Here is a 21,577-nt window from a genome sequence, read left to right on the forward strand (position 1 = left end):
TCTACGGTATGGTCGCCATCTATTATGTGGTGTTTGTTAATACGCTCTATTTTTCCATACTGGCCTTATCATTTCGTAACATCTGGACGATCTTCCGGAGGTCACATTACTCCAAGTACAACACATTATCCGGCTCGGAACTGGTGCCTTCGGTATCTTTGCTGGTGCCGGCGTACAATGAGGAACTGACGATTATTGAAAATGTAAACTGCCTGATGACACTGAACTATCCAACGTATGAGGTCATTGTAGTGAATGACGGCTCCAGCGATTCCACCTTGAAGGTGCTGTTAGAGGAATACCGTCTGAAGCTGGTACCGAATACGCAGATTCGCGGGAAGATTGCTTGTAAGACCATTCGAGGCATCTATCATAATCCGGATTTCCCGGACTTGTATGTAATCGATAAGGAAAATGGCGGTAAGGCCGATTCCCTCAACGCAGGGATCAACTTGTCCCATTATCCGCTAATCTCTTCCATCGATGCCGATTCACTTCTGGAAAAGGATGCCCTGATCCGCATGGCGCGCATGTATATGGAGAATCCGGAAGAAACCGTTGCGATCGGCGGAGATGTCCGGATTGCCAATGGTTGCAAAATCGAAAACGGGGCGGTACAGGACGTATCCTTACCACGTAAGATTTGGCCGATGTTCCAGTCCATTGAGTATTTGAAAGCTTTTCTCGGCGGACGGATTGGCTGGAGTCATATGAACGGTCTGATCATCGTTTCTGGTGCATTCGGTATGTTCCGTAAGGATGCTGTCATTGCGGTAGGTGGGTACCGTGACGGTTATCCAGGTGAGGACATGAACATCATTATCAAACTTCACCGCTATATGCTCGAAAATAAACTGAAATATCGCGTCGCCTTCTGTCCAGAAGCGGTGTGCTGGACACAGGCACCGGATTCCTACCGCATTTTGTCCAGTCAGCGCAAACGCTGGGGGCGCGGGAATCTGAAAAATATGCTGGAGAATCGCGGCATGCTGTTCAACCCGAAATACAAGGTTATGGGGATGATTACCATGCCATATAACGTTATTTTTGAGGCTTTGAATCCGTACTTCCGAATTACCGGTTTGGTGGCTTTGGCTGGATACGTGCTCCTGGACATGACCCAATGGCCGATCCTCGTTCTATTCGGATTGTTGAACTTTGTGAGTGGATATCTGCTGAGTATTGGGGCGTTGATTCTGGAGGAAATTGCATTCAAACGATATAACAAGCTCTCCGATCTGGTCAAAATGCTTGTCTACTCCGCTCTGAAATTTGTGGGGTATCATCAACTCGGCGTGCTGTGGAGATTGCAAGGGCACATTCAGTTTTTGCAAAACAACAATTCATGGGGCACGATGACACGCCAAAGCTGGTCTGAGGAATCCAAGGACGCCAGCAAAGCGGCTTAAAAGTAACAACATATAGAAGGGTGGAAAAGAACATGCCAAATACGGCGACATTGCAGCGTGAGGCTGCCGTTAATGTGTACCGCAATGTAGAACAGGGATTGAAGGAGACGGGTGCCGAGGCTTGTGGCTTAATGTTCATTCACTGTGCAGGTCAGGTTCAGCCGGAGCAGCAGGTCAGGACACATCTGGAGCAGGCGGGATATACGTCGTTCCAGGTATGGCAAGATAGTCATACACAGACCATTGCTGTCCTGCTTCCAGGGCTTACGCTCGATGAGGTCCACTATGAAGGACTTCGCATCAAGCAGGAGCTGCAGGAGGGTGTTCCTGGTGCTGATCCACAGATCACACTGGCCAGTTTCCCGCCGGGGGAGCGCCCTTCAAAGGCAACCATTCAGCATATGGCCGAATCCTCAAAGCTTGTGGATTCATCAGAAATTCATATCTATACGCTGGAACACACAGCGGATGATCCGGAACGGATTTTGATCGTAGATAATGATCCGACGGTTCGTGAATTTTTGCAGCTGCGTCTGAAAATGCAGGGATACGAAACCTACGAAGCGGTGGATGGACTTGCTGCACTCGACCTGATCGAAAAAGTGACACCTGACCTGGTGCTGACCGAATTGAACCTGTATGGCATCGATGGGCTTCCATTCATTCACCACATCCAGAAGTTGGAGATGGAGCAACCACCCAAAATCGTGGTGCTGACCGAACAGCGTGTGGAGCAGACGATCAGCCAATGCTTCAGTAGCGGGGTAGACGATTATATGACCAAGCCGTTCTCTCCTGTGGAGCTGGACGCCAGGATCAGACGCTGCCTGCACTAACAAATAAGTAGAGTTAGAGTCAAAACGCTTAATTACAACCACATCTATATGATTTGGACTAGTTATTTACACGTTAACATCAAATATATTGCGCGGAGGGAATATCATGGAGAATCAACAATTTCACACTTTACTTAACGCGATCGAAAATAAAGAAGCAGTACTGGGTGTTGTCGGCCTCGGTTACGTCGGCCTTCCCCTTGCGGTGGAGATGGTCAACCAAGGATTTACCGTCATCGGCATCGATCTGGATGCTTCCAAAGTCGACAGCATCTACAATGGAGATTCCTATATTCACGATATTTCGTCCGATGAATTGAAAAAAGTAATGCAAAGTGGCCGTTTTCAGCCAACCACGGACTACAGCATGTTGCGTGTCATTGACGCCCTGAGTATCTGCGTACCGACACCGCTCAGTGAAAATCAGGACCCGGATACTTCTTACATCGAGACGGTGGTAGATCAGATTAAGCTGCATATGAAACCTGGGATGCTGATCACACTGGAAAGCACGACATATCCAGGTACAACGGAAGAGCTGATTCAGCAGGAACTGGATAAAGTCGGACATGAGGCGGGCAAAGACTATTTCCTGTGCTTCTCACCTGAGCGAGTGGACCCATCTAACGGTCGTTTCACTACATTTAATACACCGAAGGTCATTGGCGGTACAACCGAAGCTTGCCTGAAACTAGGCACAGCGCTGTACAGCAAATATGTAGAGACTGTAGTCCCAGTATCTTCACCTAAAGTAGCGGAAATGTCCAAACTACTGGAAAACACATTCCGCAGTGTCAACATTGCTTTCGTGAATGAAATGGCGATGATGTGTGACCGTATGGGCATCGATATTTGGGAGGTTATTGACGCGGCTGCGACAAAACCGTTTGGCTTTATGCCATTCTATCCAGGTCCGGGTATCGGCGGACACTGCATTCCGCTCGACCCGATGTATCTGTCGTGGAAGGCCAAAGGATTCCGTTTTTATAGCAAATTTATTGAACTGGCGCAATCCACCAATGACAATATGCCGTACTATGTACTGAATAAAACGTCAACCATTCTGAATGAATACGCGAAGTCTGTTCGTAAATCGAACATTCTGCTGCTCGGCATGTCGTACAAACCGAACATTGCCGATCTGCGTGAATCACCAGGACTGGAAGTTTACGAGCTGTTTAAGGAAAGCGGCGCAAACGTTAGCTACTATGACCCGCATGCCGAGTCGTTCAAGGACAAGCATGGCGAAACCGTGCACAGTGAGGCCTTTAACCTGGAGCAGTTCAAAACGTATGATTGCATCGTGCTGATCACCAACCACAGCGACTTGCCTTATTATGATATTGCGGAACTGGGTGTACCGATTTTGGATACACGTAATGCATTCCGTACGTACAATCATTCACACATCTACAAGATCGGTCACTCGGTACAGCATCCCGTGCTGGAGCCGGGTGAAGCGGTTCTCGTCTGAGACAACTGATGAGAAAACAGGGCATATTGGCAGGTAAGGCTAAGTGGGCTATTGTAGCTGTGGTGTTCTGCCTGCTGCTGCTGTCCTGGCTGTTCAAATGGTTTTCACATGAGGAACATAAGGCAACCTGGCTGTGGGATACGTCGATCATTACGAAGCAGACACCTGAGATTATTGCGTTCTCCAAGGAACAGGGCGTGGATACCATTTTCCTGCAAATCCAGGATGAGGTACCTGATGCTGCTTATCGCAAGTTTATTGCGGCTGCGACCAATGCCGAGATTGAAGTGCACGCCCTTAACGGCCATGCCGATTGGGCTTATCGGGAAAAGCGTGCAGAGGGACTTGCTTTTATTGAACGGGTGCGGGCATACAATTCTTCTTCTGCGAAGAATGAACGTTTTGTAGGCATTCAGCTCGATGTCGAGCCGTACCAGTTAAAACGCTGGGAGAACGAAGAGAGGAGTGTCATTGCCGAGTGGCAGAACAATATGGAGGTCTGGACGGAAGCCGGAAAGGCTGCAGACCTGTATATGAGTGCAGCGATTCCATTCTGGCTTGATGCCCGTCAGTCGGCTGGAGGCAAGGAGACGTTCAGTCGCTGGGTGATCTCCCGTTTTGATGCGGTAGCGATTATGGCTTATCGGGATAGCGGACAGCAGATGTACGATCTGTCCAAGGAAGAGCTGGCCGAAGCAGATGATCTGGGCAAGAAGGTCTGGATTGGAGCAGAACTCGCGGATACACACGAGGGAGATCACCTGACCTTTTTCCGCAAACCACTTAGCAATATGGACACAGAGATGCAGAAGGTGTTCAAGCTGGGCGCCTCGCATTCGTCGTTTGCAGGTGTGGCTGTGCATCATTATGAGGCCTGGTATGCGAAGCAAAACGGCATTCCGCTGGCGCGCAAGACCGGGGAATCGAAGGAAGAATCACAACATCAGAAACAATAGCACAAGCTTCAACGTTTAGTTGATAATCCCTTCTGGGCCAAGCAGCAGGCATTCGTTCCTGCTGTTTACAGCTCAGAAGGGATTTTTATATCGAATAGAGAAAGTGAGAGTATAGAAATGGAGGTTGTTATGTGACTAAAAGAGTAAAAATCAGTTTGTTTGCTACTTTAGCGTTAGTTGTGGTGATATCAGGATGGGTGTACTTCAGTTTATTCGGTAATCCGATCAAAATGAATGATGCTGAAGAGAAAGTGAGGGCCTACTTAATTCAACAAAAGGGATATTCCCCTGAGGAAATGATAGATATAACGGGTAACTATTCCTTCACAAGCTCAGAGGCTCCATATGGTGCTTCCGTAACATTCGCTGATGAGCCTAATAATAAATATCATTACATCCTTTTCAAGGACGGGCACATTCAGCAGCATAGCTACATGGACGATGATCCCAAACATCAGGAGCCAATGGTTAGATAACAGCGTTCCAACTGGTGCACTTGTTCCCCGTTTTGGTAACATTCTACCTTTGTGAATCAGGTGTAACGTAAGTTACTCTTTACTCACTTGTATCGTTTTCGTCTGCGAGTCATAAGAAACGTTAATGTCGTAGATTGAGACGATATCCTTTAAGGGAAAATAAATGCGGTTTTGAATCAAAAGAACGGGGTTATTCATTCGAAATGACTCATCATTGTGCTGGAACGTATCACTTCCAACTTTGAACTGTAATTCTGGGGTAGAAATTGCAAAGTCTTCATTGAGGACCTTAAACGTTTTGGTTTCTGATTGAAAGGATAACGCTTTGGAATTAATCTGAAACGGAAGGCACCTCACGAATCCGTCAAGATCAACGTAGGTGTGCCCTTTGATAATCAGACCTGTAAATGATTTTTCGCTCAACACATTGGATTTGATGTTCACCGTTGAGCCGGAAGCGGGGAGAGAAGCTGCATTTACGGATGAACTTAAGCCAGCCATAGCCAAAGTTAGCACAGTCACCACTAAAAACTTGGAAATACGCATGATCAACCACTCCTTTTGATATTTTCATTAGAATTAACGTAACAACCGGTAAATAAGTTACATAGGTTGGGAGTAAGTTCTAGGAAGTGCAAGATAAGATTTTTCGTGCTTTAACTTGTGATTTATGAAAAAAAACATTTCGACTCGTCAGAGACAGCAGGAGCTGACTCTAGCTCATCTAACATGGAGAACCTGAATAAGGCAAATCCCGATCATTCGCGTAGTGAAAGGGCTTGCCTTATTCAGGTTATTTTAGCGCTTGAGAACAGGAAAGTGTTCCGTTAGCGTCGGTTCTCTTAACCAATTCAACTAATCTAATCTATCTACTGTTCTGTTGTTGTTGTCCGATAACGGTTGGGAGGCAGACCGACTTGCTTTTTAAAAGCTTTGGAGAACGAAAATAAGTCCGGATAACCTACCGAATGGGCCACCTCTGTTAAGCTCAGCGTGGTCTGTACCAGCAGGAGCTTGGCTTGCTTCATTTTGAGCTGCTGGATATATTGCACAGGGGACAGGCCGTAAGCTTTGCGAAACTGTTTGGCAAAGTGGGTTCGATCCACTCCTGCATGGGCAGACACACCTTCCACCGAAATGCCACCTGCGTAATGAAGTTCAATGTACTCTTTTCCTTTCTGAAGCCAAGGAGTAGCTACATCCGGTTGCAAGTCTTTGGTCGCCGGGGAACGCGCAATGCGGTCGAAAAGGCCAAGAAACCGGGCTAGTCGCCCCAGATCACTGGCACCGTTCTGCGGTTTACGAACATCTTCTATAAATGAACGCATGCTGCCTGCGGACTCGGGTGTCAGTACACCTGAACGATACGGATTGTTAGGACTTAAGCCAATGCGGGAGAGCAATTCGGCGGCATATGCTCCATCAAAGGCAATAAATATTTTCTGCAATGGTTGCTCCGGATCAGTCCAATACTCATGCGTCACATGCGGAAACAGACAGAAGGCATCTCTGGCTCGCAGGGAATACTGCTGTCCGTTCTGAATGAAGGTACCCTCACCCTCCAGCACAAATAACAAATAATGATAAGGCGTAGTCCGAGGACCAATGTGATAGTTGCTTTTAGCAATGTTACGACCAATGCGTAACGGCCAGGCACCGCTGGCTCTCTCGAATTCAGACGGAGTGAAAAATAAAATATCCAAAAACTCGTGGTGGTCCTCCTTCATGCGCTCAAGCTCGGTCACCAGGAACACCTCTTTATTATATAAGTATCGTCGATATCTTCTAAAAGATTCATTTATAACCTATTATACAGGTGGGTTTTATATAAATTCAAGATCGGGTAAACCTGAATAAGAAAAACAACCACAAAATGATAAAAATAAATTGCCGCGAAATGACATTGATCACAGACAAATCAATTGATATGATGTCCATACCTATTAAACCAAGTTAATTAATCGGCTTTTAATGCTACTTTACAAAATGATTAGAAATTAGGCGCACTTTAAAAATAGGGTTTAACGAGTGTGAACGTAGTGGAGGGGACGAAATCGATTCTGAAGAAACGTAGTGTTCGCCTTTATCTCCGCATTTTCCCTTTGGAAAAGGGAATCAAAAAAATCTGGAGATAACAGCGATCGAAAGAACGATTCGTACCCGGAATGGCTATGTTGCACAACACCGATCTTATTTTTAACATGAGACTTTATTTATCCATAGAAGGGAATGACGATGGTGAGCGAACAGGAAGAGATGAAGTTTGGATGGTTTTTACCGACCGCTGGAGATGGGAAGTATGTAGGTGTAGAGCCGGAACGTGAGCCAAGTCTGGATTATCTGGTACAGGTGGCACAGACGGCGGAGACGGCCGGATTCGAATTTGTACTCATTCCGACAGGGGGAGCCTGTCTCGACGCATGGGTGGTCGGCTCGGCGGTAATGAGTCACACCAAGACATTGCGTCCCCTTGTAGCGATTCGCCCGGGTCTTGTGACACCGGTGCTCGCAGCTCGCATGGGTGCGGCACTGGATCAGCTCTCTGGCGGTCGTGCCATGATTAACGTAGTTACAGGCAGTTCGGTTCGAGATCTGGAAGAGCTTGGTGATCCGCTGGCCCATGCACATGATGAACGGTATGTTCGTGCAAGCGAGTATATGGAAGTCATGAAGCGTTCGTGGACACAGTCGACAGGCTTGAATCTGACAGAGTTTGCCGGAAGTGGTACACAATCAGGTGCAGACGCATCCAGCGAACCAAACCCTGAATTCAACGGTCAATATTACAACTTCAAAGGTCCGGTAGGCATGCCAGAGACGGTACAGAAGCCATACCCTCCATTTTACCTTGGAGGAAGTTCGCCGATTGCCAAGCGAGTGGCAGTTGAACATGCAGATACGTTCCTGATGTGGGGCGAGCCGCATGACTGGATTCAAGAGCAGATTGAAGAGATCGAAGTTATTCGGGAGAAGGTAAAAGAGGAGACGGGCCAGGATCGTCAGCTTCGTTACGGTATGCGTGCTCAGGTGCTCATTCGGGATACGGAAGAAGAGGCTTGGGCAGCAGCATGGGAGATCATCAGCAAAGTACCGCCGGAAGCAATTGAAAAGGCCAAAGCAGCTTTTGCCGAGACGGATGCCACCAACCAGCGCAGACAGAATGAGTTACGGGAACTATCCGAGAAACAGCAGTTTGTGGTTGGACCGAACCTGTGGACAGGTTTGTCGGTTGTACGCTCCGGGGGAGCCATCCTCATTGTAGGTACAGCGGAGCAGGTGGCAGAACGTCTGATGGAATACGGAGACCTGGGCGTAACGACTTTCATTTTGTCCGGTTATCCGCACTTGGAAGAAGCCGAAATCTTCGGCAAGACCGTGATGCCGATCATCCGCGAAAAATGGAAAACAAGACAAAAACGGCAGTCTATTACTGCCAACTAAAGAAGTTAAACGTGTTTTTTACACGATAACGAAGTATTCAAAACAAATCTGGAAAAGCGGAGCGCTCGCCTTTATCCCCGGATTTCCCCTTAGATTAAAATTGAAAAAATCCGGGGGTAACAGCGATTGGAAGATTGTTATGAATACGTAGTGTTCAGTGTAAACTTAGTCGTTTTAACTTACATTCATAATCCTTAGGAGGTCGTCTTTCATGAAAAAAAATAAAAAAATGATTCTGCCGCTTGTCAGTATGCTGGTCATGTCCATCCTGCTGTCCGCTTGCGGCGGTGGAAATAACGCATCATCCGGAGAGAACGGTTCCTCAGGTTCAGGCAAAGTGACTATTAGCTTCATGCACTGGCGCGGCGAGGATTCCGAAGCATTCAATAAGTCGATCGACGCGTTTGAAAAAGAAAACCCGAATATTCATGTGGAGATGCAGACGCTCCCATCGGATCAGTACCAATCTACGGTGCAATCCAAAATCAGCGACGGTTCCACAGGGGATGTGTTTGCTTCTTTTCCGGGTGCTCAGTTCCAAGCGTTCAGCAAAGCTGGATTATTTACGGATCTGACCGGATCATCCTTCCTGTCGGCTTACAATCCAAAACTGATCGAAGCCGGACAGCAGGATGGCAAGCAATATGCGATTCCGTACCAACTTGTATATAACGACCCGATCTATAACGTGAAACTGTTTGAAAAGTACGGCCTCACACCACCGAAGGATTGGGAAGGGTTTCTCGCTCTTTGCCAGAAGCTGAAAGACAATGGCATCATTCCGATTGCCTTTGCCGGAGCAGACATTGGTCCGGGTCAATTCATGAATACGATGGTGATGAACAATGCACCGAGTGACGACATTTTTACCAAAGTTGAAGCAGGCGAAGCCAAACTGACAGATGAGTTCTGGGTGAAAACACTCACGCAAATCAAGGAACTGAATGATAAAGGATACTTTCAGCAGAATGCACTGGGTACGAAAGACCCGGCAGCAGGTGCACTGTTTATCCAAGAGAAAGCAGCGATGCTTGCAAGTGGATCGTATCAACTAGCTCAGAACAAACAACAAAATCCGAATCTGGAGCAAAAATTACTTGCGCCTATTACGGTAAGTGCCGATCAGGCGAAATATGAGGGAGTGCACACCACCACATTCATGCTTGCGGTAAACAGCAAATCGAAACACCCGGAAGAAGCGAAGAAATTCCTTGAATTCCTGAGCAAACCGGATGTAGCTGGCGCATACGCCAACCAAACGGGACAGAATGTAACGGTGAATGACGTGAAGTATGATACACCAGAGCTTCAAGTTGCGGGAGAATGGGCGAACAAAAAGACCGTGTTCCAGCCACGGTTCACCATTCTGAATGGAGACAACCAGAAAGCTGTAACCAACTCCATTCAGGCTGTGCTGAGCGGCACTTCCCCGGAAGAAGCCGCACAGCAGGCACAAGCGATCATTGATCAGCATATCGGGAAATAAACGATGAAAAACCGTATTCAGCTATCCCTGTTTCTGTTACCCGGATTGCTGCTGTACGTTGGATTGTTCGTATTTCCTACATTGACGGGGCTGTTCTACTCCTTTACGGATTGGGACGGGGTATCCCCGTCGTATGCATTTGTAGGGCTGGATAATTACAAGGACAGTCTCAGCAGCATCGTATTTCGCAAAGCCTTCGGCAACAACGTGGAGTTTATGTTAACCGTTGTTATCGCACAAACTTTTATTTCACTTGTTCTGGCTTTGCTTTTGGTACGTAATACCAAGACAAAAGTGGTACTGCGTGCATTGTATTTTCTGCCGGCTATTCTATCGTCGGTGTCGGTTGGTCTAATCTGGGCATTCATGTATGACCCGTCCATTGGACTGATCAATTACGGACTAAACGAGGCGGGCATGAGCAGCATCGCCCGTAACTGGATCGGTGATCCGAAGATTGCTATTTTCTCCATCGCTGCGGTGCAGGTCTGGGCTCACGCAGGACAGATGATGATTGTGTTCATCGCAGGTCTGCAAGGAATTCCGGCAGAGCTGTATGAAGCAGCTCGAATGGACGGTGGAAGCAAATGGCAAGTATTCCGTACCGTAACCTGGCCGCTGCTGGCTCCTTCGGCAACGATCGTGGTAGCCTATACGACCATCCAGTCGTTCAAGGCGTTTGATCTCATTTTCACGATGACGGACGGAGGTCCGAACTACGCCACTGAAATTTTGACCACATATATTTATCATACGGCTTTTGGCAGCTACTCGTTTGGTCTGGCTTCCGCCGGTTCGATGATCTTCCTGGTGTTGCTCGCGCTGTTGACGCTATTACAATTCAAGGCGTTACGTGCTGACCGGGTGAGCTATTAACGGATAGATGATTGCTTCTTTTCGTGAGTCTGTTCGAAGAATACGAATTAGTAGTTAATTTTGGACTTAAAGATTAATTTTTAGTGTGAGGTTAGAGGAAGGAGGGATTTTATATGGTTTTCAAATGGTTCAATCGACTGATTCTGTTTGTGTATGCAATGCTGATCCTTGTGCCGCTGTACTTTGTATTTGTATCTTCATTCAAAACAAGCAGCAATTTCTTCACCAGTCCATTCAGCTGGCCGGACCCGTTTACATGGGATAATGTGACAGGTTTGTTCCGCAATCAGCCGATGTGGCAGTACTTCGGGAACAGTATGATTGTAACGCTGGGCACAGTAGCGATTGAGCTGTTGCTCAGCAGCATGATTGCTTATGCCATTGTCCGCTGGGGCGGCAGCGTAGGCAAAATTGTGTTTGCCCTATTTGTAGCAGGTTTGATCGTACCGTCTCAGGTCAGCATGTTGCCGATCTATTCCCTCACACGTACGCTCGGATGGTCGGACAGTCTGATGGGCTTGATTATCGTATCAGCTGCGATGTTGATGCCCGTTTCCGTGTTTATGCTGACGGGGTTCATGCGTATGTTGAATTCGGAAATTTTGGAAGCAGGTAGTATGGATGGGGCAAACGAGTGGAGACTCTTCACCCGAATTGCTCTGCCACTCGCAGCACCTTCACTGGCGGCAACGGCAACGTTCCTGCTTGTGATGGTGTGGAATGACTTGCTCATTCCGATGCTTATGCTAACTAGCAAATCCAAGCTGACCTTGCCACTTGCCCTGATGCAATTCCGCGGGGAGTACGTGACGAATTATCCGATGATGCTGACTGGTGTTATAGTGACAGCGATCCCGATGATTGTGCTGTTCTTACTGCTTCAGCGTTATTTCGTCGCAGGTCTTACGGCAGGTTCCCTTAAAGGTTGAGGAACGGGAAGCGGACTGAATGATCGTTCACGAAAGCAAGTTCGTTTTATATTCGTTGTAAATTGGCGTTACGTCGTATTTTACATTGATTTCTGGTTCATTCTGCATAATAATGGTTTAGTGTCAGGATGACTACATAGAGATCAAGGGAGCTATTAATCTGATGAGTAAATTGGAAGTGTTGCGGAATCCCAAGCAGCGCAAGCTGCTATTCAGTGCCGGAATGAGCTGGCTGTTTGATGCGATGGAAGTTGGCATGATCTCCTTTATCGTAGCTGCACTTGCGAAGGAGTGGAGCCTTAGCCCAGGACAAGTCGGGGTGCTGACGAGTGTCAACTCCATTGGTATGGCCCTCGGTGCCTTGCTTGCAGGTGCACTTGCAGACCGTTTTGGACGAAAAGCGATTCTGATGTGGACGTTGTTGATCTTCACTATTGCAAGCGGTCTATCTGCACTTGCTACCGGATTTGCGGTATTGTGTGCACTGCGTCTCGTTGCAGGTATTGGTCTTGGCGGTGAACTGCCAGTAGCGTCTACGCTGGTATCGGAATCGATGCCTACAGCGGAGCGTGGACGTGCGGTTGTGTTATTGGAAAGCTTCTGGGCAGGGGGCTGGATTGTATCGGCGCTCATTGCCAATTTTGTAATCCCGGAGTACGGGTGGAGAATTGCGTTTGCCATTGGAGCACTTCCGGCGTTCTACGCGCTGTATTTACGTCGTGCCATCCAAGATCCTCCGCGGTACAAGAATCATACAAAATTGCATAAAATCACGTTCCGCGAGAAGGTTGCCACGGTCTGGTCTGCACCACATCGCCGCACGACGTTGATGCTGTGGATTCTATGGTTCACCGTTATTTTCTCGTATTACGGCATGTTCTTGTGGTTGCCTTCGGTGGTAATGGCAAAAGGTTTTACCTTGGTCAAAAGTTTCCAGTACGTGCTGATCATGACGATCGCACAACTACCGGGGTACTTCACCGCAGCGTACTTCATTGAACGTTTTGGCCGCAAGTTTGTACTTGTCGTCTATCTGACACTGACCGCGTTCAGTGCGATTGCATTTGGACTGGCAACGACGGAAGCGACCATTTTGGCCGCAGGGATTTGTCTGTCGTTCTTCAATTTGGGTGCCTGGGGCGGACTGTACGCATACAGCCCTGAATTGTATCCGACTTCGGTACGTTCCACAGGCGTTGGGCTGGCTACATCGGTAGGCCGGATCGGCGGCGTACTTGCACCATTTATGGTGGGTATGCTTGTTCAGAAGGCAGTTCCAATCAGCCTCATTTTCACCATTTTCTTCGTAACAATTCTCATCGGAGCAGCTGCCGTGCTGTTCTGGGGTCGGGAAACGAAAGGGCAGGAACTCGCCGAATAATCGTCAGAAAATTTTAGCGCAACTTTTGTACGGGTCTGTTTGCCTACGGAAATGGCGGATGGACAAGCGGTACAAGGTTGATATAAGAAGAGGTGTGACCCTGATACGACCATGGGCTCATGCCTCTTTTTGATATGTGCAGGACTCATTTTTTCATGCTCCATCGGTCCGATAGACTGAACATTTTTGATATCCTATAATGACACTCGGGATGTCCAAATGTGAGGATTCAGGGGGAAGTAGTATATCTGGATTCAGAAAATTGGAGGGTTAAGGAAATGAGGAATAAGAATAGAATTGAGATGGATCATATGCTTGTGATGGATGTATTGCGAGAAAAGAATGAAATAAATACAGCGAGTATAGCCAATGAGAAGAAAAAAATGAATGAAAAGCATATAGCGATTGAAGAGCATAACGTGTACGAAGTAGCGAGAGTAGATGAGGAAGCCGGAATAAATGTGGTGTACAGGTATAATGACAACATGAAAGGGAGTGAGATGGGTAGCGATTACGCTGGATGCGACGTGATTGACCTTACTCCTGTAAAAGAGATGCAACTAGATGTATATCATGTTAGAAAGAGAAGTTATCTGCGCAATTCAGGGAAAGAAGCTAAGCTTGAGATCAATCAGGGCATGCCTGAGCTTGTTGATCTTCATAATCTTGATGATCTTCATGATCTTAGCCCAAGCACAGACATAGACGTTATGCAGCCGATCACCGTCAGTCGTAAAGTCACTCATGGCAGAGGGAGAAAGACTAACAAAAGAGCAGGCCGAGTCAGCATGCTTCTTGGGGCTTGCGCTATGACGCTGGGACTCACTGTTGCTGCGCCTTCGGCTGGAGCACAGAAGCTGGAACAAGGTATTCGCAGTGAACACGTGGTACAACTACAGGAGCAATTGAGCGAGCTTGGTTATTTTGATGCTGGAGTAACAGGTTATTATGGTTCAATCACTCAGAGCGCGGTTCGCGAATTCCAGCAAGCGCAGGGATTGAGTGCTGATGGTATGGCAGGCCCGCTTACCTTGGACAAGCTGAACCAAAAGGCCAAAGCCGAAGGAGAAACGCTCCGTCAGTTGGCGAAGTTGATCCATGGGGAAGCACGCGGGGAATCTTTTGAAGGACAGGTCGCTGTGGGGGCCGTTGTTTTAAATCGGGTGCAATCAGGAGAGTTTCCGTCATCTATCTCCGAAGTCATCTTTCAAAAAGGTCAGTTCACCGCTGTCGACGATGGTCAATTTAATCTAAAGCCAACAGCAACCTCGTTTAAGGCTGCACGTCAAGCTCTCAATGGCGCCGACCCAACACATGGTGCGCTGTTTTATTACAATCCGAAGATTGCTACGTCCGAGTGGAGCAAGAGCAGGCAGACACTGCTGACTATTGGACAGCATGATTTCACGAGATGATTTTGGAAGACTAATCAATACGTACAATAACCTTGGTTACTCTCTATGCCTGGAGCTGTATACCAAGGTTATTTGTTAATCGCTTTTTCTTTTTGAAGGATAAGGAAAATATTGAACGAATACATTAACGAAGAAATTTATGAAAGGAAATGATTATGAAGATAATAACTTTATGTGGCTCTACAAAGTTCAAAGAACAATTCGAAGAGGTTAATGCATTCCTTACACTTCAAGGAAATATTGTAATCAGCCTTGCCTTTTTTGAGCAAAGTGAAGGGTTTGAAATAAATGAAAAACAAGCTGAACTACTTGGAAATCTCCATTTTCGAAAAATCGATATTTCTGATGAAATATTCGTGATCGATGTGAAAGGTTATATTGGAAGTAGCACAAAAAGAGAGATTGAATATGCAAAAGAAAAAGGGAAGGCGATTCGCTACTACTCTGAAGGTGATTCGCTACTACTCTAATGTTGAAATTTCTTCGAATGTACTTAACGAAATGTGAAGTTTCATCTCTATAACAAAATCAGCCTTTAAAGGAGTTTTGAGTGGAAATACTTAATGAGTTAAATAAGATTAGAACTGAAAAAAATCCGACCAATTCACAAAGACTATATTCTTTGGTATATGCGACTGTACTTGGAGGGATTCTGGGCCTTGCGGCCAAACTCGTAGATACCCAAGGCATTAATCCCTTGTTTGACGATATTGGTGGACGTCTAGGTATTTGGATTTTTGTGGCAGTGCTTGTATCCGTGTTTAGTTATTCTCCTAAATTGGCGGCAGTTAAGATATTTTTCTTTTTCTCTTCACTGCTGATTGTTTATTATCTGTACACCGTGTTTTTCTTACATTTCTTTTCAGTGAAGGAAACGTTGTTTTGGGGAATCTGCGCAGTCTTATCTCCCATCTGTGCCTATGTAGTGTGGTTTGCGCGTGGTAATGGATACGTAGCCAGTATAATTTTGTCCCTTCCTGTAGCTGTTTTATTGTCCGAAGGTTATGAATTAAGGAATGCTTACTTACCTGAACATGAGCATTATTATTTAGTTCCAATACTTATGGGGATTTATTTAATTATGGTGTTGACTTTACTATTTGTTGTTCCTGAAAAAAAGATAAAATCTCTCATTGTAGTTCCCATAGCTTTAATGTTGTCTTATATCATGATCTATTTTAATATTCTGGGGAAGGTTTTTGGAGGGTTAAACGCAGTGCTATAACTCGTAATCTATTCTTATATACGTAGCATGGAATGAATGTTTAGACTAATAACCCCTGAATCGCTGTGAGATGCCTGGGGTTATTAGTATTGTGCTCTTATGAAGAGTTGCTAATTTGCAAAAGGGATGTACAGTGATAGGCTACTTCTGCACATTAAACGGAATAGTCAACGAAGTCGGCTCTACTATAGTTTCTTCAGTGTCATAGTCATAGATTTTATTAAATACCAGTTTGATCGATTCCAGCTTACCGGGATCATCAGTGTATACAAATCCATTCTCAAAATTATCGATGACTACACCGTCATATTGATGATATACATAAGTATCCCTTAAGAAATTGCGATCGGACGAGATAGGATTGCCCATGTTTGGATGGACAGAATTTAAACCGTAAAATCCGACATTTCGATCCGTTGTATTTTCAACGCTGTAGAGAACTCTAATATACGTTATAGTTGAACCAATTTTCTCTTGATTCAAAGTGGAAATATCCTTCTGGGTATCTTCTGGAATTTCAGTCGCCTCTAGTAATTGAACATTAACCAGATATACGGCCAGTGGGCCAAGAGAAATAGTCTGATCCAGAGGGAGTGTTCTTAACAGTTTTACTTTTCCGCCATAAGGAGATGGTTCAGTATCCCCGACTTTGGAGGGGAGAGGTGATGAATTACTGTAACTGTTATAAATCTTTTCCCTAAGATTTTTGGCTGCTTGCTCGAATGGATCGAGATTTTTAAAATCTCGTTCAGCTCTGAAGGGCTTTAAACCAGACTCCATTATAAGTTCTGAAGAAGCTGTCTGAGGCTGTAATGACTTGATTTCCATTTGTGTAGATGTGGCATAACTGGAACTTCCTGAACCGCTTAACATTGCAAGAACAACAAGTAATTGAATAATAAACATAAGAAGCGGTACCCTTCCTCTCTAGACATAGATTATTTATGTATATGCTCAATAATCATAACAAATTGGGTAAGCATGACCATGAGAATATCGAACTAAATTCTGATAATAACATATTGACGAGTTGTTTATACCCAATAGTAGCTAAGACCCATGATATAAGATAGGCGCCAGGGATTGTTGAGTTTAAGATCAAAGCCAGTTTACTATAAGTATTTTTAATATTCATTACATAAATTGAAACAGGTCAATAGCCCGATATGTGAAAGTAGTTCATTCTGGTAACATAGATAAAAGAAATCAGGGGGAGTATAAATGAAGTTACTAAAGACCTCATTGGTTACAGCAGCCGTACTGATTATTGCTTCTTTTGCATGGTACGGATCTTATAAGAGTGATATGAAGAAACTTGAAGATGATCTGAGGACGTATTTAACGGTTGAAAAAGGAATAGAGGAGCATACGCTTACAAGTATCACAGCTCGTCGCAGTAAAATGCCGATGTATCCTGTTGTTGTTAAATTTAAGGATAATCCAGAAGAACATATCTACTACTACAGAGAAGACGAATGGATTCAGCTGACCCCTGATCCGAATTCGTAAATATTTGTGAGATTATTCAAAATTCTCGAATCTTCTTATGAAGGCGCGAGGGGGTGATATGCTTCACATTATTGGATTCGTCCGCCTAATCCTGTACAATGAATAGCGAACAAAACAACGGTAGATTAAGGATGGATCAGCACGATGAGAATAATCATTTCACCAGCCAAAAAGATGAAGATCGATACTGATCTGATGGCGAGCGCGCAGATGCCGCAATTTATAAATGAGTCAGAACAACTTCTGAGTCTGCTTCAAAAGTTATCGTATGACGACCTCAAAACGTTGTGGAAGTGCAATGATACAATCGCTGAACTGAATATGGAGCGGATTCAGAGCATGAATCTAAAGGCAAATCTTACGCCAGCCATCTATGCCTATGAGGGTATTCAATATCAATATATGGCACCGGGTGTTTTTCAGCACGAGGAACTGACATATCTGGAGCAGCACTTGCGTATATTATCTGGATTTTATGGCATGTTACGTCCTTTGGATGGCGTTACCCCGTATCGCTTGGAGATGCAGGGCAAGCTGCAGAGTCCCGGGTTCAAATCTCTTTACCAGTTCTGGGACAGTAAGCTGGCTGATCAGCTTCAAGCCGAAAGCAATTGTATTCTAAATCTGGCGTCCAAAGAGTACAGCAAGAACATCACCCCTTATCTGAAACAAGAAACTCGGTTTATTACGTGTGTCTTTGGACAAATGGTGAACGGAAAGCTGGTTGAAAAAGCAACCCGCGCCAAGATGGCCCGAGGTGAAATGGTACGTTATATGGCAGAGCGGAAGATTACAGATGTGCAGGATATCCAAAGCTTTGAGCGGCTGGATTTTATTTTCTCGGAAGAACAATCGGATGAGCGTACTTATGTGTTTATTTATTCAGAGGAAAAGTAGTAGTGAAGCTTATTATGAATGCAAGAGAATAATAAGCTGTTTTATTGCATCAAAGGGTCGCCATCTGGCGGCTTTTTTAATTTTCACATCCTTCAAAAGGAAAAAAGTCCCTAAAGTAAGGACTAATTGACTATTACCTAAATTAAGGAAAATGACGATACTTATATTTCGACTATCTTTATCTTTTTTGGGAATGAATTTGTTATAGGGATGCTGCCTCTAGAGACATTACATATGAGGGGAGTGGTTATAATGTCGTTAGTCCAAAATACAATGAACGGACTGAAGAAAAAGTTAGAATTGTCTAGTGGTTATCTGTACTTACAAGATCGTGAAGGTAATGTAGAACGATATAGTTGTACATTTGGTCAACCAGTAGGGGATGGCGAGATCGATCGGTTTGAAGCATCTACAGGACAGAACATACCGTTGGATTATCTTGATTTTCTGAAATTCTCTAATGGCTGTAGTTTATTTAATCATGAGATCTATGGGGGAGAAAAAAAGCTCTTTCCACTAGATCAAGTAGAGTACCTGTATGCTAACGTGAACAGTCGCAGGGGTTATTTGGAAATAGCTTATATATCGGATGATACTCTAATGATAGATTGTAACGCCTACTCTAACGGGGAGAAAAACTATATGTTGGCAGGAAACAGCACTTCATCATTTGAAGATTTTAAGAGTTTGGGCTGTAACTTTGAGACATGGTTATACCGTTTTATTAGTACAAATGGCTCCAAATATTGGACCTGGTGAAGTTTCATAATTGGGGAAGGTGATCTTTTGAAGAAAGCATTACTCATCGGTATGTTTGTGATCATTGCGATACTTTGTTGGGTTTGGTATTCAATGAATGACCTTACGCCGATAGAATCAACTACGCACATTGTTTCAGTTGAACTACAGGATGATTCATCATGTAAGGTGACTGTTAGGAATCCGTCAAAAGGACACGACAAAACGAAGACAGAAACATTTGAAAGTCCATCATGCAACAAATTAAAAGAAGGAGATGAGATCACTTTTCGATATTTTAAGGAGGGGAAGTATCTATACATCGTTTCCGTTAATAAAGAATCAACAAAAGATCCTCTGACAGGCGTGATTACTAAAAAGGAGGAAAATGAAGGGAGATTTTATATTCATGTTGTATCTCCTGTTTTTGGTATAGAGACCTTCCAAATGGACAAAAAGGATTGGAAAAAGGTACATATTAAATCTAATATTACATTTTATATAGACCATGATTGGGGGAAGACAATTAAAATCCTATAAATAGATTCTATTCATCCAATTTTTTATAAGGGAGGTTGTATCCAATACACACTACGATCCAGAAATTATTAGCTGAAGAGAGATTCCAGGAAGCGATGACTCTGATTGCTGAACTTGGAGAAAAAAGAGATCAATCTTCAGTTGAGTTTCTCACTGGAATGTTGACCGAAACTCAAAATACTCTTGTCAGAAATGAAGTGGCGATTGCACTGAAAGATATTGGAGACAATAGAGCGGTTTGTCCGCTAATTGAGGCTCTGTCCAATGCTGATATGAATAGAAGCAGGGGCACTTTATTATACGCACTGGAAGAATTGTATTATGAGCCTTATATAGAGATTATTGTAGCATTCATTGGAGATGCCAATTTGGAAGTAAGGATGCAGTCATTTCTATTATTTGAAAATGCAGCGGACAAATTAAGCGAGCAGCAAAAGCAGATTTGCAAAGAGACTTTATTGAAATGTAAATCCGAACGTACCAATGAGATATTAGATGAAGCATTAGCCTTGTTGAACAATTAGACATTTTTAGAACAATCCCTGAGTTTGAAGAAGTCTATTAAGATAAAAAGGGAGAATGGTAGATGGAAAAAACAAATATTATGGCAGAGTTTATTATCACAGGAGATCACTTTGAACCAAGTTTAATTACGGAACGTCTTGGATTCAATCCAACAGGATGGTATGTAAAAGGAGAAAAGGTCGGTCATAAAGAGTTATATCGAAAAGAAACCTGCTGGTTCTGGGATACGGGTTATCAGGAGTCATATGATATTAATCATCAATTAAATGAAGTATTGCTGCTGTTGGAACCCCATATTGAAACTCTAAAGACATTAAAAATGAAGCATCATCTAAATTTTCTATTCAGCTTCTCGATCAGAGTATTAAATAATGAAACTCCGGCGATTACTATTGAGCAAAAAGCTATACATACAGCATATGAGTTGAATGCAGAGTTTGATTTGGATTTATATATTATGTAGGTGATATATGAACGATAATGATCGATATATGGAGCATATAGAGTTCAATCAAGAGTTTCTAGGACATGTATTCTTCGGGGATGAAGTGTCTACTCATGTGGAAAGTTTGCTTCAGGAGCAAAGTGATTTTGAACAAATAGAAAAGTTCTTCCGTTTTTTGAATGGATGGCATTACACTCGGACCTTTACATTGTACAAGTGTTTCATGAGAGTGAAGCAAACGAAAAGAATAGAAGTCTGCTTGAATTGAAAGTGAGACGACGATGAATAACTATATAAACTCGTTTATACAAAAGTTTGATTATTTTTTCGAGCAAAAAGAAATCTCAAATATTATTTATGTACATGATCAAGACGATCATGAGAAATTAGATCAAGTCCTTTTCCTTGAGAAAGAGGATGGTCATGTCATAGGTTTGTATATAAGAGGCATGAATCCGTTAATCTCAGCGAATAGAATTGACGATTTGGATGATTTTAATTTATATGCAAGTTATGAAAGATTGGTTGAATCAAAGGAAAATATTAAACTTCAGGTAGAGAATATAAGTTTGTATTTTAGCTCTAAGTATAACGAATTATTAGGTTTTTATTTATCGAATAATAATGAATCCAGTTCTCTATTTGTACTCTTTTTGCAAGATGAGATGGATGTAAAGAAGAATTGGAGTAAGTCAGACGCCAGTAAGATACTGAACAGAAGGTATTTAACTGAAGGATATATCACTTACGAGAAAAAGAACCAGAGTGACTGGGGAGAAATCGAAATGGAATAATAATTGAAAAACAATACCAGAACATCGATGGATTAGGGTAGTAAACTGTACCCTGTAAAGAAGAGGTTTTACGATGTCTCTTTACGGGGTACAGCCTTTTTCATTTGATGATGCTTTGTACTGCATAATCTTCATTTTGTGAGATCATATTCAAAACTTGTTTTAAGATAATATCCTAATTCAATTGTTAAAAGAAGAAACAGACTCAACATCATCGTACTTGTG

General features: G+C 44.0%; 23 protein-coding genes. 20 read left to right on the plus strand and 3 right to left on the minus strand.

Annotated features, from left to right (window positions below; all coding sequences use genetic code 11):
- Positions 1 to 8: 8 nt before the first annotated feature.
- The 5 genes from AB4Z30_RS00065 (at position 9) to AB4Z30_RS00085 (ending at position 5,151) form a co-directional block, all read left to right on the plus strand.
- Positions 9 to 1,409, plus strand: coding sequence for a glycosyltransferase family 2 protein (locus AB4Z30_RS00065; RefSeq protein WP_441922817.1), 1,401 nt, complete (start codon positions 9 to 11; stop codon positions 1,407 to 1,409).
- Positions 1,410 to 1,441: 32 nt separating this feature from the next.
- Complete coding sequence (locus AB4Z30_RS00070; protein ID WP_441922077.1) at positions 1,442 to 2,245, plus strand: response regulator transcription factor; 804 nt, start codon at positions 1,442 to 1,444, stop codon at positions 2,243 to 2,245.
- Positions 2,246 to 2,351: 106 nt separating this feature from the next.
- Positions 2,352 to 3,719 (plus strand): nucleotide sugar dehydrogenase, encoded by a 1,368-nt coding sequence (locus AB4Z30_RS00075; RefSeq protein ID WP_441922079.1) that lies wholly within the window; start codon positions 2,352 to 2,354, stop codon positions 3,717 to 3,719.
- Positions 3,720 to 3,727: 8 nt separating this feature from the next.
- The gene (locus AB4Z30_RS00080; protein ID WP_441922081.1) at positions 3,728 to 4,675 is read left to right on the plus strand and encodes a hypothetical protein; all 948 of its coding nucleotides are present in this window, start codon (positions 3,728 to 3,730) and stop codon (positions 4,673 to 4,675) included.
- Positions 4,676 to 4,806: 131 nt separating this feature from the next.
- Complete coding sequence (locus AB4Z30_RS00085; protein WP_441922083.1) at positions 4,807 to 5,151, plus strand: DUF3139 domain-containing protein; 345 nt, start codon at positions 4,807 to 4,809, stop codon at positions 5,149 to 5,151.
- Positions 5,152 to 5,223: 72 nt separating this feature from the next.
- On the opposite strand, the gene AB4Z30_RS00090 is transcribed toward AB4Z30_RS00085, so the two are convergent.
- Both AB4Z30_RS00090 and AB4Z30_RS00095 read right to left on the minus strand, forming a co-directional pair.
- Positions 5,224 to 5,697 carry a stalk domain-containing protein gene (locus AB4Z30_RS00090; RefSeq protein WP_441922085.1) on the minus strand — a complete coding sequence of 158 codons (474 nt, stop codon included), beginning with the start codon at positions 5,695 to 5,697 and terminating at the stop codon, positions 5,224 to 5,226.
- A gap of 323 nt (positions 5,698 to 6,020) precedes the next feature.
- Complete coding sequence (locus AB4Z30_RS00095; RefSeq protein ID WP_441922087.1) at positions 6,021 to 6,896, minus strand: AraC family transcriptional regulator; 876 nt, start codon at positions 6,894 to 6,896, stop codon at positions 6,021 to 6,023.
- Positions 6,897 to 7,386: 490 nt separating this feature from the next.
- Here AB4Z30_RS00095 and AB4Z30_RS00100 point away from each other — a divergent pair, with 490 nt between their 5' ends.
- The 8 genes from AB4Z30_RS00100 (at position 7,387) to AB4Z30_RS00135 (ending at position 15,904) form a co-directional block, all read left to right on the plus strand.
- Positions 7,387 to 8,592, plus strand: a complete 1,206-nt coding sequence (locus AB4Z30_RS00100; protein WP_441922089.1) for an LLM class flavin-dependent oxidoreductase — start codon at positions 7,387 to 7,389, stop codon at positions 8,590 to 8,592.
- Positions 8,593 to 8,803: 211 nt separating this feature from the next.
- On the plus strand, positions 8,804 to 10,078 hold the full coding sequence (locus AB4Z30_RS00105) for an ABC transporter substrate-binding protein (RefSeq protein ID WP_441922091.1): 1,275 nt from the start codon (positions 8,804 to 8,806) through the stop codon (positions 10,076 to 10,078).
- Positions 10,079 to 10,081: 3 nt separating this feature from the next.
- The gene (locus AB4Z30_RS00110; protein WP_186375464.1) at positions 10,082 to 10,954 is read left to right on the plus strand and encodes a carbohydrate ABC transporter permease; all 873 of its coding nucleotides are present in this window, start codon (positions 10,082 to 10,084) and stop codon (positions 10,952 to 10,954) included.
- A 113-nt stretch (positions 10,955 to 11,067) separates the two neighbouring features.
- Positions 11,068 to 11,883 (plus strand): carbohydrate ABC transporter permease, encoded by an 816-nt coding sequence (locus tag AB4Z30_RS00115; RefSeq protein WP_441922094.1) that lies wholly within the window; start codon positions 11,068 to 11,070, stop codon positions 11,881 to 11,883.
- Positions 11,884 to 12,046: 163 nt separating this feature from the next.
- Positions 12,047 to 13,264: an MFS transporter gene (locus AB4Z30_RS00120; protein WP_441922096.1), complete on the plus strand. Its 1,218-nt coding sequence runs from the start codon at positions 12,047 to 12,049 to the stop codon at positions 13,262 to 13,264.
- 788 nt (positions 13,265 to 14,052) lie between these two features.
- Entirely contained in the window at positions 14,053 to 14,679 is a 627-nt protein-coding gene (locus tag AB4Z30_RS00125; protein WP_441922819.1) for a cell wall hydrolase, read from the plus strand.
- Between the two features lie 155 nt (positions 14,680 to 14,834).
- On the plus strand, positions 14,835 to 15,149 hold the full coding sequence (locus AB4Z30_RS00130; RefSeq protein ID WP_441922098.1) for a hypothetical protein: 315 nt from the start codon (positions 14,835 to 14,837) through the stop codon (positions 15,147 to 15,149).
- A gap of 80 nt (positions 15,150 to 15,229) precedes the next feature.
- Positions 15,230 to 15,904, plus strand: coding sequence for a hypothetical protein (locus AB4Z30_RS00135; protein ID WP_441922100.1), 675 nt, complete (start codon positions 15,230 to 15,232; stop codon positions 15,902 to 15,904).
- Between the two features lie 141 nt (positions 15,905 to 16,045).
- On the opposite strand, the gene AB4Z30_RS00140 is transcribed toward AB4Z30_RS00135, so the two are convergent.
- Positions 16,046 to 16,810, minus strand: a complete 765-nt coding sequence (locus AB4Z30_RS00140) for a hypothetical protein (RefSeq protein ID WP_441922102.1) — start codon at positions 16,808 to 16,810, stop codon at positions 16,046 to 16,048.
- 315 nt (positions 16,811 to 17,125) lie between these two features.
- On the opposite strand from AB4Z30_RS00140, the gene AB4Z30_RS00145 reads away from it, so the two are divergent.
- The 7 genes from AB4Z30_RS00145 to AB4Z30_RS00175 all read left to right on the plus strand — a co-directional run bounded on the left by AB4Z30_RS00145 (position 17,126) and on the right by AB4Z30_RS00175 (position 21,352).
- Positions 17,126 to 17,413: a hypothetical protein gene (locus AB4Z30_RS00145; protein ID WP_441922104.1), complete on the plus strand. Its 288-nt coding sequence runs from the start codon at positions 17,126 to 17,128 to the stop codon at positions 17,411 to 17,413.
- 144 nt (positions 17,414 to 17,557) lie between these two features.
- Positions 17,558 to 18,310 carry a peroxide stress protein YaaA gene (gene yaaA, locus AB4Z30_RS00150; RefSeq protein ID WP_441922106.1) on the plus strand — a complete coding sequence of 251 codons (753 nt, stop codon included), beginning with the start codon at positions 17,558 to 17,560 and terminating at the stop codon, positions 18,308 to 18,310.
- A gap of 252 nt (positions 18,311 to 18,562) precedes the next feature.
- Complete coding sequence (locus AB4Z30_RS00155) at positions 18,563 to 19,069, plus strand: SMI1/KNR4 family protein (RefSeq protein ID WP_441922108.1); 507 nt, start codon at positions 18,563 to 18,565, stop codon at positions 19,067 to 19,069.
- Positions 19,070 to 19,096: 27 nt separating this feature from the next.
- Positions 19,097 to 19,588, plus strand: a complete 492-nt coding sequence (locus AB4Z30_RS00160) for a hypothetical protein (protein ID WP_441922110.1) — start codon at positions 19,097 to 19,099, stop codon at positions 19,586 to 19,588.
- Positions 19,589 to 19,623: 35 nt separating this feature from the next.
- Complete coding sequence (locus AB4Z30_RS00165; RefSeq protein ID WP_441922112.1) at positions 19,624 to 20,112, plus strand: HEAT repeat domain-containing protein; 489 nt, start codon at positions 19,624 to 19,626, stop codon at positions 20,110 to 20,112.
- Between the two features lie 62 nt (positions 20,113 to 20,174).
- Positions 20,175 to 20,576 (plus strand): DUF4279 domain-containing protein, encoded by a 402-nt coding sequence (locus tag AB4Z30_RS00170; protein ID WP_441922114.1) that lies wholly within the window; start codon positions 20,175 to 20,177, stop codon positions 20,574 to 20,576.
- A gap of 263 nt (positions 20,577 to 20,839) precedes the next feature.
- Positions 20,840 to 21,352 carry a hypothetical protein gene (locus tag AB4Z30_RS00175; protein ID WP_441922117.1) on the plus strand — a complete coding sequence of 171 codons (513 nt, stop codon included), beginning with the start codon at positions 20,840 to 20,842 and terminating at the stop codon, positions 21,350 to 21,352.
- Positions 21,353 to 21,577: the final 225 nt, after the last annotated feature.

Origin of the sequence: Paenibacillus sp. 2TAF8, from assembly GCF_052114825.1 — a bacterium.
Lineage (GTDB): Bacteria > Bacillota > Bacilli > Paenibacillales > Paenibacillaceae > Paenibacillus.

Coding starts and splice junctions, on each gene's coding strand:
- AB4Z30_RS00155 (WP_441922108.1), top strand. CDS start 18,563: ATGTCGTTAGTCCAAAATACAATGAACGGACTGAAGAAAAAGTTAGAA.
- AB4Z30_RS00145 (WP_441922104.1), top strand. CDS start 17,126: ATGAAGTTACTAAAGACCTCATTGGTTACAGCAGCCGTACTGATTATT.
- AB4Z30_RS00175 (WP_441922117.1), top strand. CDS start 20,840: ATGAATAACTATATAAACTCGTTTATACAAAAGTTTGATTATTTTTTC.
- AB4Z30_RS00120 (WP_441922096.1), top strand. CDS start 12,047: ATGAGTAAATTGGAAGTGTTGCGGAATCCCAAGCAGCGCAAGCTGCTA.
- AB4Z30_RS00130 (WP_441922098.1), top strand. CDS start 14,835: ATGAAGATAATAACTTTATGTGGCTCTACAAAGTTCAAAGAACAATTC.
- AB4Z30_RS00080 (WP_441922081.1), top strand. CDS start 3,728: ATGAGAAAACAGGGCATATTGGCAGGTAAGGCTAAGTGGGCTATTGTA.
- AB4Z30_RS00100 (WP_441922089.1), top strand. CDS start 7,387: ATGGTGAGCGAACAGGAAGAGATGAAGTTTGGATGGTTTTTACCGACC.
- AB4Z30_RS00075 (WP_441922079.1), top strand. CDS start 2,352: ATGGAGAATCAACAATTTCACACTTTACTTAACGCGATCGAAAATAAA.
- AB4Z30_RS00065 (WP_441922817.1), top strand. CDS start 9: ATGGTCGCCATCTATTATGTGGTGTTTGTTAATACGCTCTATTTTTCC.
- AB4Z30_RS00170 (WP_441922114.1), top strand. CDS start 20,175: ATGGAAAAAACAAATATTATGGCAGAGTTTATTATCACAGGAGATCAC.
- AB4Z30_RS00105 (WP_441922091.1), top strand. CDS start 8,804: ATGAAAAAAAATAAAAAAATGATTCTGCCGCTTGTCAGTATGCTGGTC.
- AB4Z30_RS00090 (WP_441922085.1), bottom strand. CDS start 5,697: ATGCGTATTTCCAAGTTTTTAGTGGTGACTGTGCTAACTTTGGCTATG.
- AB4Z30_RS00115 (WP_441922094.1), top strand. CDS start 11,068: ATGGTTTTCAAATGGTTCAATCGACTGATTCTGTTTGTGTATGCAATG.
- yaaA (WP_441922106.1), top strand. CDS start 17,558: ATGAGAATAATCATTTCACCAGCCAAAAAGATGAAGATCGATACTGAT.
- AB4Z30_RS00140 (WP_441922102.1), bottom strand. CDS start 16,810: ATGTTTATTATTCAATTACTTGTTGTTCTTGCAATGTTAAGCGGTTCA.
- AB4Z30_RS00070 (WP_441922077.1), top strand. CDS start 1,442: ATGCCAAATACGGCGACATTGCAGCGTGAGGCTGCCGTTAATGTGTAC.
- AB4Z30_RS00125 (WP_441922819.1), top strand. CDS start 14,053: ATGCTTCTTGGGGCTTGCGCTATGACGCTGGGACTCACTGTTGCTGCG.
- AB4Z30_RS00110 (WP_186375464.1), top strand. CDS start 10,082: ATGAAAAACCGTATTCAGCTATCCCTGTTTCTGTTACCCGGATTGCTG.